Genomic DNA, 15,973 nt, shown 5'->3' with positions numbered 1-15,973 from the left:
ATTCTCAGCACCCCCACTCGCATCACACACCAGACCACGCAACAAAAGGAGACCACGATGTCCAACAAGCAGTCGATCTTCGGGCGCATCGCCCAGCTCGCCAAGGCCAACATCAACGCCCTCATCGATCAGGCCGAAGACCCCCAGCTGATGATCGATCAGCTGGTGCGCGACTTCACCTCGAACATCGCCGACGCCGAGAGCGCCATCGCCCAGACCATCGGCAACCTGCGCCTGCTCGAAGACGACCACCGCGAAGACGTGGCCGCGGCTGCGGACTGGGGTCGCAAGGCCCTCGCGGCGAGCACCAAGGGCGACGAGTTCCGCGCCGCCGGCAACACCGTCGACGCCGACAAGTTCGACGCCCTCGCCAAGGTGGCGCTCACCCGCCAGCTGCAGGCCGAGAAGGAGGCGAAGGACGCCGAGCCCTCGATCGCCTCGCAGACCGAGTCGGTCGAGAAGCTGAAGTCGGGCCTGGCCTCCATGAAGGAGAAGCTGAGCCAGCTGAAGTCCAAGCGTGACAACCTCGTGGCCCGTGCCAAGACGGCCGAGGCCCAGGGCCAGGTTCAGGATGCGCTGAAGAACATCAACGTGCTCGACCCCTCGAGCGACCTCGGCCGCTTCGAGGACAAGATCCGGCGCGAGGAGGCCCGCGTGCGCGGCCAGGAGGAGCTGAACGCCTCCAACCTCGACTCGCAGTTCGAGAGCCTGGACGACCTGGGTGAGCTCACCGAGGTCGAGGCCCGCCTGGCCGCCCTCAAGGCCGGCTCGGGTTCGGGATCGGCCCCGCAGGCCGTCACGAGCGGCGAGTAGGGCCCGTCGCATGGCCGCGCGCTTCGTCGTCGTGCCCGCCTGGCAGGGCTCGGGATCCAGCCGCGCGATGCGGCTGATCGACGGGGCCGAGGCGATCCGCGGCGACCTGCCGGCGGCGGCGACCACCGTGGTGGAGATTCCGGCGGGAGCCGGTGAGTCCCTGGAGACGGGGGTTCACCGGTTCTCGTCGATCGCCGTGATCGTGGAGGCGACGGATGCCGCGCTCCGCGAGGTGAGCGCCGGCATCGGCGGCTCCGTCGACGGACCCTCGGGAAACGTGCCGATCGTGATCGGCGGCGACTGCGGCGTGGAGTTCGCGGCGGTGCGTCACGCGCTCGCCTCCGCACCTCAGACAGCGCTCGTGTGGTTCGACGCGCACGGCGACCTGAACACGCCCGAGAGTTCGCCATCCGGAGCGTTCCACGGGATGGTGGTGCGCACCCTCCTCGGCGACGGTCCCCCCGGGCTCGCGCCGGCCCCTGTGATCGATCCCTCACGGGTGGTCTTCGCGGGCACGCGCGCGCTCGACGACGCCGAGGCCGAGTACCTGGAGGCCGGCGGCCTCGCAGTGCTCTCCCCTGCCGAGCTGGCCGATCCGCAGGGCCTGGTCGACGCGGTGCGCGCCACCGGTGCGACCTCCGTCTACCTGCACGTCGATCTCGACGTGCTCGACCCGAGCGAGATCGACGGCGTGGCCTTTCCCGAGCCGTTCGGGGTCACGACCGCCCAGTTGACCGCCGCCATCCGGGCACTGCGCGAGCAGTTCCCGCTGGCCGGCGCCGGCATCACCGAGTTCGCGCCCTCGGCACCCGAGGCCTCGGTCGACGACCTGCCCGCGATCCTGCGGATCGTGTCGGCACTCGTGCGCTGAACCCGCGTATCACTCATGAAGGATGAAGGAGCAGCAATGACCACCGAATACGACGTCATCGTCATCGGCGCGGGAGCAGTGGGCGAGAACGTCGCCGACCGGGCCGTGCAGGGCGGACTCTCGACCGCGATCGTGGAGGCCGAACTCGTCGGCGGCGAGTGCTCCTACTGGGCCTGCATGCCGTCGAAGGCGCTGCTGCGGGCCGGCGAGGTGGTGCGAGCCGCGCAGAACGTCGACGGTGCGAAGCAGGCCGTGACGGGCTCGATCGATCCTGCGGCCGTGTTCGCCCGTCGAGACTCCTTCACGAGCAATTGGGACGACTCGGGACAGGCCGACTGGGTGAAGGGCGCGGGCATCGACCTGGTGCGCGGCCACGCCGTCTTCACGGGTGTGAAACAGCTCACCGTCACCGCCTCCGACGGCACCGTGACCGAGCTGCGTGCTCGCCACGGCATCGTCGTGTCGACCGGTTCGGTGGCGCTGCTGCCCGACATCCCCGGGCTCGCCGAGGCGAAGCCGTGGACCAGTCGCGAGGCCACCAGCGCCAAGAGCGCCCCGGCCCGGCTCACGGTCGTCGGCGGTGGGGTCGTGGCCTGCGAACTCGCCACGGCCTACGCCTCGCTCGGCACGACGGTCGTGCTCGTGTCGCGCGGAGGCCTGCTGGCCAACCAGGAGCCGTTCGCCGGTGAACTGGTGGCGGATGCGCTCCGGGACCTCGGTGTGACGCTCAAGCTCGGCGCCTCGCCGTCCGAGGTGCGTCGCGACGACGCCGGCATCGTGCGCACCACGCTGCAGGGCGGCGAGGTGATCGAGTCGGAGGAGATCCTGGTGGCCACCGGCCGTCTCCCCCGCACCGGTGACCTCGGCCTCGAGACGATCGGGCTGACGCCCGGCGACTGGCTCACGACCGACGACACGCTGCTCGTGCTCGGCGACGACGGCCGGCCGCTCGACGGCGAGTGGCTCTACGCCACCGGCGACGTGAACCACCGCGCGCTGCTCACTCACCAGGGCAAGTACCAGGCACGCGCTGCGGGCGACGTCGTCGCCGCGCGCGCGACCGGCAAGCCGCTGGCCACCGCGCCGTGGGGCCGGCACGCGGCCACCGCCGATCACGAGGCGGTTCCGCAGGTCACGTTCACCGACCCGCAGGTGGCCTCGGTGGGGCTCACCGCCGCTGCGGCGGAGAAGGCGGGCTACCGCATCCGCGTGGTCGACTACGAGATCGGCAACGTGGCGGGCGCCAGCGTGCACACCGACGGCTACAAGGGCACGGCCCGGATGGTGGTCGACGAAGACCGCAAGGTGGTGCTCGGCGTCACCTTCGTGGGGCCGGACGTGCAGGAGCTCGTGCACTCGGCGACGGTCGCCGTGGTGGGCGAGGTACCGCTGTCGCGGCTGTGGCACGCCGTTCCCTCCTACCCGACCATCAGCGAGGTCTGGCTGCGGCTGCTGGAGACCTACGGGCGGGACGACTCCGCTTGAGCGGGTCGGGCAGCCCGGCCGGGCCGGACCGCATGGAGCGCGTGCGGCGCATCCTCTACGCTCCCCCGCTGGCGCGTGCCGGGTACCTGTACGCGACGGCGGTGGGGCTGACGCTCGGCGCGGTGCTCGGCACCGGCCGCATCCGCCGGGTCGACGGGCTCTTCGTGTGCACCGGCATGCCGACCTGGGCGTTCCGGCGCGGGGGCACCTGCGTGGGCGGGGTGTACCTCACCGACCGGAACGCGGATGCGCGGGTGCTGCGCCACGAAGGCGTGCACCGGCAGCAGTGGAAGACCTACGGGATGATGTTCCCGTTGCTCTACGCCCTCGCGGGTCAGGATCCGCTGCACAACCATTTCGAGATCGAGGCGGGCCTGCAAGACGGCAACTACCTGGCGCGCTGAGTCAGCCCTGGACTACGTCGCGGCCGATCCACACGCAGAGGTCGTCGCCGTCGATCTCGGCCACGCCGGTCGACATCTCGCCGATCCAGGCGCGAACCGCGCGACCCACGGCCTGGCCGGGGGCGCAAGCGAGACCGCTGCCCATCACACCGCTGCGGGTGTCGCGGGTGAGCCAGGTGACGGTCACGCGCTCGGGCGTGGCGATCGGGTCGATGTCGGATGCCGTCGGCACCTCCACGAAGACCTGGCCCATCGCCTTCTCGCCGAGCGTGGCGACGATGGCACGGATCTCATCGAGGTTCGCCTCGGTGCCGGCGAGCAGCACACGGCCGGCGGCCTGGGACACGACGGTGGAGTCGGAAGCGATCACATACATTTGCCCTAAGTATAGGCATGCCTAACTAAGGATTGCCATACCTTTTCTGTTGCGCCAGAGACCTCTCACCTTCGGCGAGGGGCCTCTGGCGGTCGCGCCGGTCCCCGCCCGGCGCGAGGGGACATGTTCGGGTGCGGTCGCTGTCGCGGCCACGCCCTCACCTTGGGTCGAGTGGGTGAGCCCTAAGACACCTCATCCACTGGGCGGGACGGGTCGGGCGGGCCGGGACGGGCCGGACGGGCGGGGCGCGGGGCGGGAACTTTCAGTACTGGGGTGGGTGGCGGGTGTCCCAGCGGAGGCGGCGCTCGAGCTGGCGGGCCAGCGAGAGGAGGGTCGATTCTCCGCCCGGGCGGCCGATCAGCTGGGCTCCCATGGGGAGGCCGGAGGCCGTGACGTGCACGGGGAGGGAGATGGCGGGCAGGCCGCTCACGTTCACGAACGAAGTGAAGGGGGTGTACTGGCACTGCTGCTCGAAATTGCGCTCGCCGTCTTCGGCGTCGTACCAGCCGATCGGGCGCGGGGTCTGCGCGAGGGCGGGCGTCAGCACGGCGTCGTAGCGATCGAACTGACGGATGATCGAGCGCTCGAAGGCCGAGAGGGTACCGAGCGCGGCCGCCAGATCCGTGGCCGGGAGCGCCCGCCCCCGGTGCATCAGCCAGCGGGTCAGTGGCTCGAGCAGGTGCTCGTTCGTGTCGTCCGCCGGCAGAGTCCCGGCTCCGACCTGCCAGATCACGCGGAAGGCGTCAGGGTACTGCGGTGCCGCCTCCGGCGTGAACTCTTCGAGGCCGTGACCGAGTTCCACCAGGGCGTCGCGGGCGACGGCCAGCGCATCCTGCGCCTCGGGTTCGATGCGGATGTCGTAGGCGGTGTCCCAGGGCGACCACGTGGTGAGTCCGATCTGGAAGCGCCCTTCACCGCGGAGCGCGGCTCCGAGAAAGGCGCCGTCGTCGTCGACGGGTGCCCGCAGCGTGAACGGATGCTGGATGCGGTCGCCGTGACGCGCGATCATGCCGTCGAGCAGCATCGCCGCGTCGGGCACGGAGCGGGCCAGCGGCCCGGCCACCGGGAGCCCGGCCAGGGAGTCGACGCCGGATCCGGCCGGGACGAGACCGCGTGACGGCTTCAGGCCCACCAGCCCGCAGGCTGCGGCCGGGATGCGGATCGAGCCGCCGCCGTCGGTTCCCGTGGCGAACGGCAGCAGCCCGGCCGCGACCGCCACCGCAGCGCCACCGCTGGAGCCGCCGGGACCGAGCGCGAGGTCGTAGGGGTCGCGCGTCGGTGGCGCGACGTGGTTCTCGGTGTAGCTCGCCAGCCCGAACTCGGGCGTCGCCGTCTTGCCCAGGCTCACCGTGCCGGCGGCGTCCAGCTGGGTGGGCAGCGCATCCGTGCTCTCCGGCACGAACTGCTCGAACAGCCGCGACCCGAACGTGGTGCGCACGCCCGCCCGGCGCGCGAGGTCTTTGTCCGCCGAGGCGAGGCCCCAGAGCGGTGCCGTGCGATCGTCGGCCGCGTCGAGCATCCGCGCCCGTTCCCGCGCCGCCCCGGGGGTCACTGTGTGGAAGGCTCCGAGTTCGGGGTCGAGCCGTTCGATGCGGTCGAGATAGTGGTCGACGGCCTCGAGCACGCCGAGCTCGCGGCGCTGGATCAGGCGGTACTGCTCCACAGCGCTCAGTTCATGGATCTGCACCATGCTTCGACGATACGCCCGCACCGAGGCATGCTCGGCTCCGTTACGATTCGAGGGTGATGTCGATCACCCCCTTCCGCCGCCGGTCCTCCCGTCGCCGCCGGATGATCGTGCAGGTCGTGATCGGCCTCGTCGCCGCCGCGATCCTGCTCACCGGGCTCACCTGGTACTCGGGCCACAGGGTATGGGTCGACGACCAGATCTCGATCTGGACCCGCCCCGCCACCGTGGAGGCCTCATCCCTCGCCGATGCCACCGCCCTCAGCGATGAGGGGCGCCTCCTGTACCTCGCCTCCTCCCCCGCCATCCAGGGCCAGGAGGAGTTCCAGCGGAATTGCGAGCTGCCCGAGCTCGGCGGGCATGTGCTCGGTTGTTACGACGGCAGTTCCCTGCAGGCCGAGTGGGAGAAGAAGCAGGCGGATCCGGTGTTCCTGGAGCGGATGGGCAGCTACGGCGACCTCGAGGGCCGATCGCTGCTGACCGAACTGCACTCGATCTTCGCCACCGAGGTCGCCGATCTCGACCCGGCGCTCGAGACGTACTACTCCCGCTATTTCACCGACCGCTCCGTGGTGGTGGGCCTGAACGCGGCCTACGAGGGCGTGCTGGCCCAGGTGAACGGCGAGGTCGACCGCCTGGCCGCCGAGCTGACCGCGCTGGGAGACTCGCTGGATGCGCAGTCCGCGGCCTACCGGGCCGATTCCGAGGCGCTGTCGGCCGACATCGATGCCTACAACGCGGATGCGGAGGCCGGCATCGGCGGCTACTCCGAGCTCACCGAGCGCCGCGACGAGCTGCAGCCGCGATCGGACGAGCTCGACGCGCGGTACGACGCCCTCGAGCCGCAGTACACGCGCTACGACGACCTGCAGGCCCAGCTCGAGCAGCTCGATGCCCAGGCCGCGGAACTCGACCGCAGCCTGGACGGCACCCTGCCCCCGCCGCCATCCTGAGCAGTGGGCAGCGCCCGCGCCCGACCGTACGACCCGTGCGACCCCGACCGAGGAGACCTGATGGGATATCTGTACCTGGCCGTGGCCATCGTGGCCGAGGTGGTCGCCACGAGCTTTCTGCGGGTGGCCTCGGTGGAGGGCTCACGCTGGTGGGCGTACCTGATCGTGGGCGCCGGCTATCTGCTGGCCTTCGTGATGCTGAGCTTCACGCTCTCGAACGGGGTGCCGCTCGGCATCGCGTACGCCGTCTGGGCCGGCGTCGGGGTGGTGCTGGTGGCCCTGGTCAGCTGGATCGCCTTCGGCGAACTGCTCACCTGGCAACAGCTGCTCGGGATGGCTCTGGTGGTGGGAGGCGTCGTGCTGATCGAGGCGGGCGGCGACCATCGGGACGCGACGGATGCTGCGGCCGAAGCCCTCAGCCGCTCTACTTGAGCGACTTCTGCAGCAGCACCGTGCCGAGCCAGTGCCCGAACTTGAAGCCGACCCGGCCGAGCCGCCCGACCTCTTTGAAGCCGAAGCCCTCGTGCAGTCTGATCGAGGCATCCGCTCCCTGATCGGCGATGACCGCCAGGATCTCCTTGATGCCCGCCGCCTTCGAGCGCACGATCAGTTCGCCGAGCAGCGCCTTGCCGAGGCCCTTGCCTGTCGCAGCCGGGCCGAGGTAGATGGAGTTCTCGACGGTGCGGCGGTAGGCGGCCTTCTGCTTCCACGCCGAGACGTAGGCGAAGCCGAGCAGCGTGCCGCCCGGCGACACGGCGACCAGGAAGGGGTAGTTGAGCTTCTTGGTCCAGGCGAACTTGTGCCGCCACTCCTTGAGCGTCATCGCGTCTTCGTCGAAGGTCACCACCGTGTTGGCCACGTAGTGGTTGTAGATCTCGCGGATGTAGGGAAGGTCGGTCTCCACCGCGTCCCGGAGCGAGTACTCGAACGGCACCTCGAGCGGGGGCTTCTCCGAGCTCTTCGGCCGCAGCGATCGCGGAAGTTCACGACGCGGCTGATACTCCTCTTCCAACACGGTGTTCAGCCTATTCCACGCGCCAGTCGACGGGCGGGGCTCCCTGGGCCTCGAGGAGGGCGTTGGCCCGGCTGAACGGCTTCGAGCCGAAGAAGCCGCGGCTGGCCGAGAGCGGGCTCGGGTGCGGGGAGGTGATGTGCGGCACGGCGCCCAGCATCGGGATCAGGCCGGCGGCATCCTTTCCCCAGAGGATGGCCACGAGCGGCTCGTCGCGCGCGGCCAGCACGCGGATGGCGTGTTCGGTGACCGCCTCCCAGCCCTTGCCGCGGTGCGAGCCCGCGAGCCCGGGCTGCACCGTGAGCACGCGGTTCAGCAGCATGACACCGTGCGAGCTCCAGGCCGAGAGGTCGCCGTGCGCGGCGGGCGGGATGCCGAGGTCGGAGGCCAGCTCCTTGTAGATGTTGCCGAGCGAGCGCGGCACGGGCCGCACGTCCTTCTCCACGGCGAACGACAGCCCGATCGGATGCCCCGGGGTCGGATACGGATCCTGCCCCACGATGAGCACCCGAACCGAGGCGAGCGGCGCACGGAAGGCCCGCAGCACGTTCGGTCCGGCCGGCAGGTAGCCCCGCCCTGCCGCGTTCTCGGCGCGCAGGAACTCGCCCATCGCCGCGATCCGATCGCCGACCGGCTCGAGAGCGGATGCCCACCCCGCATCGATCTGCCCGCTCGAGGCCAGCTCGGCGAGGGAGAGTCCGGGCACGGTCAGAACGCCCGCGTCACGCGGCACCGGCGGTGGAGACCCGCACGCTGCCGGAGTCGGGGGTGACCTTCCACACGCTTCCGCGGCCGAGAACACGCAACGGGCCTTCGCCGACCACCAGTGCCGTGTGCTCGTCGATCGCGACTCCCCCGTCGACCACGCCGGCCTCGGTGGCCGCGATCAGGCGCGAGACCGAGCCCCACTGGGCCGCGTGCACGTCGACCGCGAGATCGATCAGGCCGATCCCCTCGGCCACGGTGAGCTGCTCGAGGTCTTCGGAGGCCTCTTCGGTACCGATCTCGACGGTGTCGATCTTCCAGCCGCCCACCACCGCGTGCTCGGCCGCGATGGCCGCGCCGGCCGAGAAGCCGAGGTACGGGATGCCGGAGGCGACGAGCCGGCGGATCTCGCCGAACGAGGGCTCGAGGGACGTGCGATACGCCGGCGTGAGCCCGCCCCACACCACGATGCCGTCGACCTCGGCGAAGGCCGCCGGCTGGATCGGCGCGTTCTCGGGCGCGAGCACCGGCACGGGCACGAACTTGGCGACCTGCTCGAACGCGGTCACCAGCTCGGCGTACTTCTCGGGGGCGTCGCCGTCGCGCACGAGCACGAGGGCCACGTGGGCGCCTTCGAGCTTGCCGGCGGCTTCGGCCTGCGCGGCGACCTCCTCGAAGAAGGGCCGGTAGACCGCGGCGTCGTCTTCGATCGGCCAACCTCCGCCGACCAGATGGATGCTCATTCGGCGCTCACGGGCGGGTGGGCCGACCAGGGGAAGACGATCCAGCGGTCGGTCGACTTCCAGTGGAAGTCGGGCTTGATCACCGAACGCGGCTTGATGAACAGGGTGGCCGACTTGACGGTGATGTCGAGCTTCTCGAGCAGGTCGACCACGAGCGCGAGCGTGCGCCCGGAATCGGCCACGTCGTCGACCAGCAGCACGTTCTTGCCGATCAGCGGCTCGTTGTCCAGCAGCGGGGGCAGGATGATGGGCTCCGGAAGCGTCTCTTCGATGTCGGAGTAGAACTCCACGTTGAGGCTGCCGCAGCTCTTGACGCCGAGCGCGTAGGCGAGGGCGCCGCCCGGGATGAGCCCGCCGCGGGCGATGGCGATCACGAAGTCGGGCTCGAAGCCGCTCTCCACGATGTCGCGGGCGAGAGTGCGCGAGGCGTCGCCGAACTCGAGCCAGCCCAGCACTTCTCTCTCGGGCGCAGGCGCCGTCTCGGTGGTGGTCTCGGCGTCAGGAGCGGCGGAATTCATGCAGGCAACGCTACCGGAATCCGCGTGTCGCAGAGAATGCCGATCACCCGGCCCGCTGAGCGGCTAGCATCCGTTCATGACATCGCCGCTGCCCGCCGCCCGGGGCCTTCGCGCGGGAGTCGTCGGCGTCACGGCCTCCCTGATCGGCTTCCTGTTCCTGGTCGAGATCACCAGCGGCATCCTGCAGGGCTTCTACGTGCCGCTCATCCCGGACTTGGTGCAGCACCTCGGCATCAACGACGCCGACTTCAACTGGTTCGAGGCGGCGCAGTTGCTGCTCTCGGCGATCGTCGTGCCCATCCTGGCCAAGCTCGGCGACATGGTGGGGCACAAGCGGATGCTGCTGCTGGCGACCGTGCTGACGGCGGGCGCCAGCTGGTGGCTGGTGGCCGCCGGCGACTTCACCAGCTTCCTGATCGCCTGGGCGCTGCAGGGCTTCTACGTGGTGTGGCTGCCGCTGGAGATCGCGCTGATCTTCGACCGCGGCCGGCGCACCGGACGGGCCGCCTCGCAGACCCGGCGCGCGGCCGGCCTGCTCGTCGTCGCCCTCGAGGCGGGCGCCATCATCGGCGCCCTCGCGAGCGGCGTGCTCTTCGGCGCCCTGAACGAGAACGTCGCCCTGACCCTCACGATCCCGGCCGTCGCGGTGACGCTCGTCTTCTTCGCCATCCTGTTCGGCGTTCCCGAGTCGACCCCGCAACCGGGCCGCTCCCTCGACATCGTCGGCTTCACGATGCTCACCTTCGGACTGCTGCTGATCACCAGCGGCCTGACCTTCTTGCGCATCAACGGTCCCGCCACCTGGTGGGTGTGGCTGCTGATCGCCCTCGGCGTGCTCGTGTTCATCCCGTTCGGGCGCTACGAGCTGCGGCAGAAGGATCCGGCGATCGACCTGCGGGTGCTCCGCCAGCCGTCGATGTGGCCGGTACAGCTCACCGCGGGCCTGATCGGCATCAGCCTCCTCGGCGCCCAGGCTCCGCTCAGCACCTTCGCCGGCACCGACCCGGTGAACGGCTACGGCCTTGGTCTCGGCTCGTCGAGCCGCTCGATCCTGATCGGCGTGTACCTGCTGTCGATGATCATCGGCGCGGTGATCTTCCCGATCGCCTCCCGGCGGGCGAGCCCGCGGATCGCGCTGATCGGCGCGACCGTCTTGGTGGCCGTCGGCTACGGATTGTTCCTGCCGTTCCATCAGGAGACCTGGCAGGTCTTCACGAACATGTTCATCGCCGGGCTCGGCTCCGGCGCCCTCGTGGGCGCGCTGCCTGCGGCCGCCGCAGCCGCCGCTCCCATCGGCCAGACCGGCATCGCCGCGGGGCTGACGAACACCACCAAGACGATCGGCGGGTCGTTCGCCTCGGCGGTGTTCGCCCTGGTGCTGTTCCAGGGGGCGTCGACGGCGGTCACCGCGACGGCGTCGAGCCTCTCGGGGTACATGACCGTGTGGGCGATCTGCGCGGGCGGCGCGGTGGTGGCCGCCGTGCTGCTGTTCTTCGTGCCCAAGCTGGCGTTCGCCGACGCCACCGTACCGCTGGAGGAGGCGCCGGCGACCACCGGTGCGGCCGGCGGTACGGCTAGCGAGCGTCGGGCGTCTTGACCTTCAACTCGCCGCGCGCCACCTTGTAGGCGGCCGACTGGGCGACGGGCTTGATCACCACGAGGTCCAGGCTCACGTGCGGTGGCAGTTCGAGGGTCGACACGATCGTCGCGGCAACGTCGTCGGCGGAGAGCGGATCGGGCACGTTCGCGTACACCGAGTCGGCGCGGCCCTGGTCGCCGCCGAAGCGGTTGAGCGAGAACTCCTCCGTGTGCACCATGCCGGGGGCGATCTCGAGCACCCGGATCGGCTCGCCGCTCAGCTCGAGGCGCAGCACGTCGAGCATCGCGTGCTCGGCGAACTTCGCGGCGTTGTAGCCGCCGCCTCCCTCGTAGGAGATGTGGCCGGCGATCGAGGTGACCGTCATGATGTCGGCGCATCCGCCGGGCTGCACCGACGCCCGCAGCAGCGGCAGCAGGGCACCGGTGACGCTCTTCACGGCGAGCACGTTGATCTCGAACATCCGGCGCCAGTCGTCGATCGAGCCGCCCTCGACCGGGTCGAGCCCGAAGGCTCCGCCGGCGTTGTTCACCAGGGTGCTGACACCGCCGGTGGCCTCGAGGTTGGCCCGCAGGGCCTCGACGTCGGCCTCGTTCGTCAGGTCGGCCACGAAATACGAGGCGCCGGTCTCGTCGGCGAGGGCCCGGAGGCGATCCTCCCGGCGGGCGACCGCCACGACCTCCCAGTCGTGAGCGCGCAGCAGTCTCACCGTCGCCGCCCCGATACCCGAACTCGCCCCTGTCACAACCGCGCGCTTCATCCGCGTCCCTTCGCCGGACCGGGCGTCATCCCGGTCCATTCGCTCAAGCGAGACCGGGACCTCCCCGGTCCCTTCCGTACCGTCAAAGGTAGTCTGGAATGATGTCCGCCCCGCTCGCACGCCCCAAGCGCGTGCCGCTCTGGGACAACGCGCGCTTCGTGGCGATCACCCTGGTGGTGATCGGGCACGCCATCCTGAAGCTCATCGCCGAGTCGGACACGGCCTACGGCGTCTACCTGTTCATCTACGCCTTCCACGTGCCGGTCTTCGTAGCAGTCGCCGGATACTTCGCGAAGGCGGATGCGCCGGGGCCCAAGCAGCTGAAGCGGATCGTCACCGATCTCGTGCTCCCCTACCTGATCTTCGAGGCGATCTGGAGCGTCATCCAGTCCCTCCTCGACGGGCGGCCCCGCGTCGACTTCGCCAACCCCTCGTGGACCCTGTGGTTCCTGCTCGCGCTGATCGTGTGGCGGGTGGCCCTGCCCTACCTCGCGCTGCTGCGGTATCCGCTGCTGATCTCCGTGGTGATCTCGGTGGCCGCGGGCTACCTGCCCGGCATCGGCGGCGTGTTCGCGCTGGACCGCACGCTCGCGCTGCTGCCCTTCTTCGTGCTCGGCTGGAAGCTGCGGCAGCTCCCCTGGACGGCCATCTGGCTGGCGGCCTCGCAGCGCACGGTGTGGCTGATCCGCGCGGCGTCGATCGCGCTGTTCGCCGCCCTCGCCCTCGTGATCGCCACGAACGTGCCGCTGTGGCGCGAGGTGAAACTGCGGCGGGTGCTGCTCTTCCAGGAGGCCTATCCCGAGTTCGGCTACGACCAGTGGTGGGCAGGGGCGCTGCGGCTCGGCGCGATCGTGCTGGCCGGGCTGCTCGTGCTGGCCTTCCTCACGCTGATGCCCCGTCGCGCCACCTGGTTCTCGCCGCTCGGACAGGCGACGCTGTATGTGTATCTGCTGCACACCTTCGTGCTCTACCCCATCCGGCAGAGCGGGATGCTCGACGGCCCGCAGTCCGACCTGCTGCACGTCGGGATGATCCTGTTCAGCATCCTGCTCACCCTCGCGCTCTCGACGACGCTCGTGCGGCGCGTGTTCCGGCCGCTGGTGGAGCCGCGCGCGGAGTGGCTGTTCGCGCGACGCCCTTAAGGGTGGGCCGAGCCGCGTTACGCCCCGAGTCGGGGCCGATTGACCCTCCTCCGGCCGCGCCCCTACTCTTCCCTCAGTCCTATCCCACGACTTTGAGGAAGAAGTCCATGAGCGACAACGCTGCGAACTGGAAGTTCGAGACCAAGCAGATCCACACCGGCGCCCAGCCCGACCCCACCACGAACGCCCGCGCCACGCCGATCTACCAGACCACCTCCTACGTCTTCGACAACGCCCAGCACGCGCAGAACCTGTTCGCGCTGGCCGAGTTCGGCAACATCTACACGCGCATCCACAACCCCACGCAGGATGTCGTCGAGCAGCGCGTCGCGGCCCTCGAGGGCGGTACGGCAGCGTTGCTGGTCGCCTCGGGCCAGGCCGCCGAGACCTTCGCCGTGCTGAACATCGCCGAGGCCGGCGACCACATCGTGTCGTCGTCGTCGATCTACGGCGGAACGTACAACCTGTTCAAGTACACGCTGGCCAAGCTCGGCATCGAGACGACCTTCGTGGAGAACCAGGACGACGCCGAGGAGTGGCGCCGCGCGGTGCGCCCGAACACGAAGCTCTTCTTCGCCGAGACCATCGGCAACCCCAAGATCAACATCCTCGACATCGCCCTGGTGTCGGGTGTCGCGCACGAGAGCGGCGTGCCGCTGATCGTCGACAACACCATCGCGACGCCGTACCTGATCCGTCCCTTCGAGCACGGCGCCGACATCGTGGTGCACTCGGCCACCAAGTTCCTCGGCGGCCACGGCACCGTCATCGGCGGCATCATCGTCGACGGCGGAACGTTCGAGTGGAGCAAGAACGTCGAGAAGTTCCCGGGACTCACCGAGCCCGACCCCTCGTACCACGGCGTGAGCTACACGGGTGCCCTCGGCGACCCGATCGCCTACATCATCAAGGCACGCGTGCAGCTGCTGCGCGACCTCGGTGCCGCGATCGCCCCGGCCAGCGCCTGGCAGCTCATCCAGGGCATCGAGACCCTGTCGCTGCGCATCGAGCGCCACGTGCAGAACGCGCAGGAGATCGCCGAGTGGCTCGACAACCACGACGACATCGCCACCGTGTACTACGCCGGCCTGCCCTCCAGCCCCTGGTACGCGGCCGCCAACAAGTACGCTCCCAAGGGCGTCGGCGCCGTGCTCTCGTTCGAGCTGAAGGGCGGGGTGGATGCCGGACGCACCTTCGTCGACAGCCTCGAGCTCTTCAGCCACCTGGCCAACATCGGCGACGTGCGCTCGCTGGTCATCCACCCGGCGTCGACCACGCACTCCCAGCTGACCCCGGAGCAGCAGCTCACCGCGGGTGTCACTCCTGGCCTCGTGCGCCTCTCGGTGGGCCTGGAGAACATCGACGACCTGAAGGCCGACCTCGAGACCGGTCTCGCCGCAGCCCGCGAAACCGTCCGCGCCAACGTCGTCTGACGGTTCTCGCACCGAAAGAGCCCTCTCGCCGCCGTGCGAGGGGGCTCTTTCGCCAGCACCGCACGTAACAATGTCATCGGGGCTCCCGGGGCACGACAGAATTGACGTGTTATGGATTGGCAGACGAACGAGGACACGGTTCCCAGCGGCTTCATCAGCGATGCGGAGATCCGGTCGGTGCTCGGGAAGCCGCCGGCATCCGGAGCCTGGCGGGTGGGCGACCCCGTGGGGCGGCGGAGGTTCGCCGAGATCGGCGACTTCACGTTCGAGAGCGGGGCGGTGGTTCCGCGGGCCCGCATCGCCTACCAGACCTACGGCACCCTGTCGCCGGAGCGCGACAACGCCATCCTGGTGCTGCACGCCCTCACCGGCGACAGCAACCTCAACCACCCCGCCGAGCCCGGGCATCCGACCGACGGCTGGTGGCCGGGGCTCGTCGGGCCGGGCCTCCCCCTCGACACCGACCGCTGGTTCATCGTCGCCCCCAACATGCTGGGCGGCTGCCAGGGCAGCACGGGCCCCTCCTCGATCGCGCCCGACGCCGTGGAGTGGGGTGCCCGCTTCCCGTTCACCACCATCGCCGACCAGGTCGTGGCCCAGCACGCCCTCGCTCACACGATCGGCATCGAGCACTGGTTCGCCGTGGTCGGCGGCTCGATGGGCGGGATGCAGGTGCTCGAGTGGGCCGTGCGGTACCCCGACGAGATGGACCGCGTGGCGATCATCGCCGCCCCCGCCATGAGCTCGGCCGACCAGATCGCGCTGAACTCGGTGCAGGTGCAGGCGATCCGCGCCGATCCGCTGTTCCAGGACGGCCAGTACTACGACTCCCCCGACGGCGAGGGCCCGCACCAAGGGCTGGCGCTGGCCAGGCGGATGGCGCTGCTGAACTACCGCAGCCCGAGCGAGCTGAACGCCCGCTTCCAGCGCAGCTGGCAGAGCGGCATCAGTCCGCTGGGCGGCGGCGGGCGCTTCGCCGTGGAGTCGTACCTCGACTTCCATGGCAACAAGTTCACCCGCCGTTTCGACGCGAACACCTACATCACGCTGGTCGAGGCGATGAACTCGCACGACATCGGCCGTGGCCGGGCCGGGGTGGTCGCCGCGCTCGAGTCGGTGCGCGCCAAGACGCTGATCGTCGGCATCGACAGCGACCGGCTCTTCCCCGTCGAAGACCAGGAGCTGATCGCGGCCCACATCCCGGGGAACATCGACGGCACCCGCCCGATCGTGATCGAGTCGAAATTCGGCCACGACGGCTTCTTGATCGAGTTCGACGAGGTGGGCCGGGAGATCTCGCGGCTGCTCGCGCTCTGATGAGACGACGCTGACGCAAAAAAGCGGCCGGGGAGCGGCGCTGAGCTCGCTCCCCGGCCAATTCCCCCCGGATCTCGTTCGAGTTTACCGACACCTGTCGATGTTCCAACCCCCACTTCAGGGGGCAGCGCTAACAGAACTTCTGTGTAAGGCGCGG

General features: G+C 69.9%; 17 protein-coding genes. 10 read left to right on the top strand and 7 right to left on the bottom strand.

Going from position 1 to position 15,973, the window contains the following annotated elements:
* The first annotated feature begins 57 nt into the window (after positions 1-57).
* Genes Q0D75_RS08015 through Q0D75_RS08000 form a run of 4 tightly spaced genes read left to right on the top strand, consistent with a single transcriptional unit; the run spans position 58 to position 3,573 of the window.
* Positions 58-813: a PspA/IM30 family protein gene (locus tag Q0D75_RS08015; protein ID WP_291051496.1), complete on the top strand. Its 756-nt coding sequence runs from the start codon at positions 58-60 to the stop codon at positions 811-813.
* Between the two features lie 10 nt (positions 814-823).
* Positions 824-1,684 (top strand): arginase family protein, encoded by an 861-nt coding sequence (locus tag Q0D75_RS08010; protein WP_291051494.1) that lies wholly within the window; start codon positions 824-826, stop codon positions 1,682-1,684.
* 36 nt (positions 1,685-1,720) lie between these two features.
* On the top strand, positions 1,721-3,169 hold the full coding sequence (locus tag Q0D75_RS08005) for an NAD(P)/FAD-dependent oxidoreductase (protein ID WP_291051492.1): 1,449 nt from the start codon (positions 1,721-1,723) through the stop codon (positions 3,167-3,169).
* Positions 3,170-3,201: 32 nt separating this feature from the next.
* Positions 3,202-3,573, top strand: coding sequence for a Fe-S oxidoreductase (locus Q0D75_RS08000; RefSeq protein ID WP_291051489.1), 372 nt, complete (start codon positions 3,202-3,204; stop codon positions 3,571-3,573).
* A 1-nt stretch (position 3,574) separates the two neighbouring features.
* On the opposite strand, the gene Q0D75_RS07995 is transcribed toward Q0D75_RS08000, so the two are convergent.
* The gene (locus Q0D75_RS07995; protein ID WP_291051486.1) at positions 3,575-3,949 is read right to left on the bottom strand and encodes an SIP domain-containing protein; all 375 of its coding nucleotides are present in this window, start codon (positions 3,947-3,949) and stop codon (positions 3,575-3,577) included.
* Positions 3,950-4,211: 262 nt separating this feature from the next.
* Positions 4,212-5,639: an amidase gene (locus tag Q0D75_RS07990; protein ID WP_291051483.1), complete on the bottom strand. Its 1,428-nt coding sequence runs from the start codon at positions 5,637-5,639 to the stop codon at positions 4,212-4,214.
* A 56-nt stretch (positions 5,640-5,695) separates the two neighbouring features.
* On the opposite strand from Q0D75_RS07990, the gene Q0D75_RS07985 reads away from it, so the two are divergent.
* On the top strand, positions 5,696-6,589 hold the full coding sequence (locus Q0D75_RS07985; protein WP_291051480.1) for a hypothetical protein: 894 nt from the start codon (positions 5,696-5,698) through the stop codon (positions 6,587-6,589).
* Between the two features lie 60 nt (positions 6,590-6,649).
* The gene (locus Q0D75_RS07980; protein ID WP_291051477.1) at positions 6,650-7,021 is read left to right on the top strand and encodes an SMR family transporter; all 372 of its coding nucleotides are present in this window, start codon (positions 6,650-6,652) and stop codon (positions 7,019-7,021) included.
* Here the strand turns inward: Q0D75_RS07980 and Q0D75_RS07975 are convergent.
* The 4 genes from Q0D75_RS07975 to Q0D75_RS07960 are packed head-to-tail and all read right to left on the bottom strand — an operon-like array spanning position 7,014 to position 9,567.
* The gene (locus tag Q0D75_RS07975) at positions 7,014-7,604 is read right to left on the bottom strand and encodes an N-acetyltransferase family protein (protein WP_291051474.1); all 591 of its coding nucleotides are present in this window, start codon (positions 7,602-7,604) and stop codon (positions 7,014-7,016) included. The genes Q0D75_RS07980 and Q0D75_RS07975 overlap by 8 nt on opposite strands.
* Before the next feature lie 10 nt (positions 7,605-7,614).
* Complete coding sequence (locus Q0D75_RS07970; protein WP_291051569.1) at positions 7,615-8,307, bottom strand: uracil-DNA glycosylase; 693 nt, start codon at positions 8,305-8,307, stop codon at positions 7,615-7,617.
* Positions 8,308-8,323: 16 nt separating this feature from the next.
* Positions 8,324-9,049 (bottom strand): peptidase S51, encoded by a 726-nt coding sequence (locus Q0D75_RS07965; RefSeq protein ID WP_291051471.1) that lies wholly within the window; start codon positions 9,047-9,049, stop codon positions 8,324-8,326.
* The gene (locus Q0D75_RS07960; RefSeq protein WP_291051468.1) at positions 9,046-9,567 is read right to left on the bottom strand and encodes a phosphoribosyltransferase; all 522 of its coding nucleotides are present in this window, start codon (positions 9,565-9,567) and stop codon (positions 9,046-9,048) included. Before Q0D75_RS07960 ends, Q0D75_RS07965 begins: the two co-directional genes overlap by 4 nt.
* 76 nt (positions 9,568-9,643) lie before the next feature.
* Between Q0D75_RS07960 and Q0D75_RS07955 the strand changes: the two genes are divergently transcribed.
* Positions 9,644-11,164: an MFS transporter gene (locus Q0D75_RS07955; protein WP_291051465.1), complete on the top strand. Its 1,521-nt coding sequence runs from the start codon at positions 9,644-9,646 to the stop codon at positions 11,162-11,164.
* Here Q0D75_RS07955 and Q0D75_RS07950 read toward each other — a convergent pair.
* Positions 11,142-11,924: an SDR family oxidoreductase gene (locus tag Q0D75_RS07950; protein WP_291051463.1), complete on the bottom strand. Its 783-nt coding sequence runs from the start codon at positions 11,922-11,924 to the stop codon at positions 11,142-11,144. The two genes, Q0D75_RS07955 and Q0D75_RS07950, sit on opposite strands and share 23 nt — an antisense overlap.
* Before the next feature lie 101 nt (positions 11,925-12,025).
* On the opposite strand from Q0D75_RS07950, the gene Q0D75_RS07945 reads away from it, so the two are divergent.
* The 3 genes from Q0D75_RS07945 to Q0D75_RS07935 all read left to right on the top strand — a co-directional run bounded on the left by Q0D75_RS07945 (position 12,026) and on the right by Q0D75_RS07935 (position 15,816).
* Positions 12,026-13,066, top strand: a complete 1,041-nt coding sequence (locus Q0D75_RS07945; protein WP_291051460.1) for an acyltransferase family protein — start codon at positions 12,026-12,028, stop codon at positions 13,064-13,066.
* Positions 13,067-13,173: 107 nt separating this feature from the next.
* Entirely contained in the window at positions 13,174-14,499 is a 1,326-nt protein-coding gene (locus tag Q0D75_RS07940; protein WP_291051458.1) for a bifunctional o-acetylhomoserine/o-acetylserine sulfhydrylase, read from the top strand.
* A 111-nt stretch (positions 14,500-14,610) separates the two neighbouring features.
* Positions 14,611-15,816, top strand: coding sequence for a homoserine O-acetyltransferase (locus Q0D75_RS07935; RefSeq protein WP_291051455.1), 1,206 nt, complete (start codon positions 14,611-14,613; stop codon positions 15,814-15,816).
* Positions 15,817-15,973: the final 157 nt, after the last annotated feature.

It is taken from the genome of Herbiconiux sp., from assembly GCF_023264855.1.
Classification (GTDB): Bacteria; Actinomycetota; Actinomycetes; order Actinomycetales; family Microbacteriaceae; genus Herbiconiux.
Note: the sequence above shows the minus strand (reverse complement) of the source record. Positions and strands in the feature narration are given on the sequence as shown.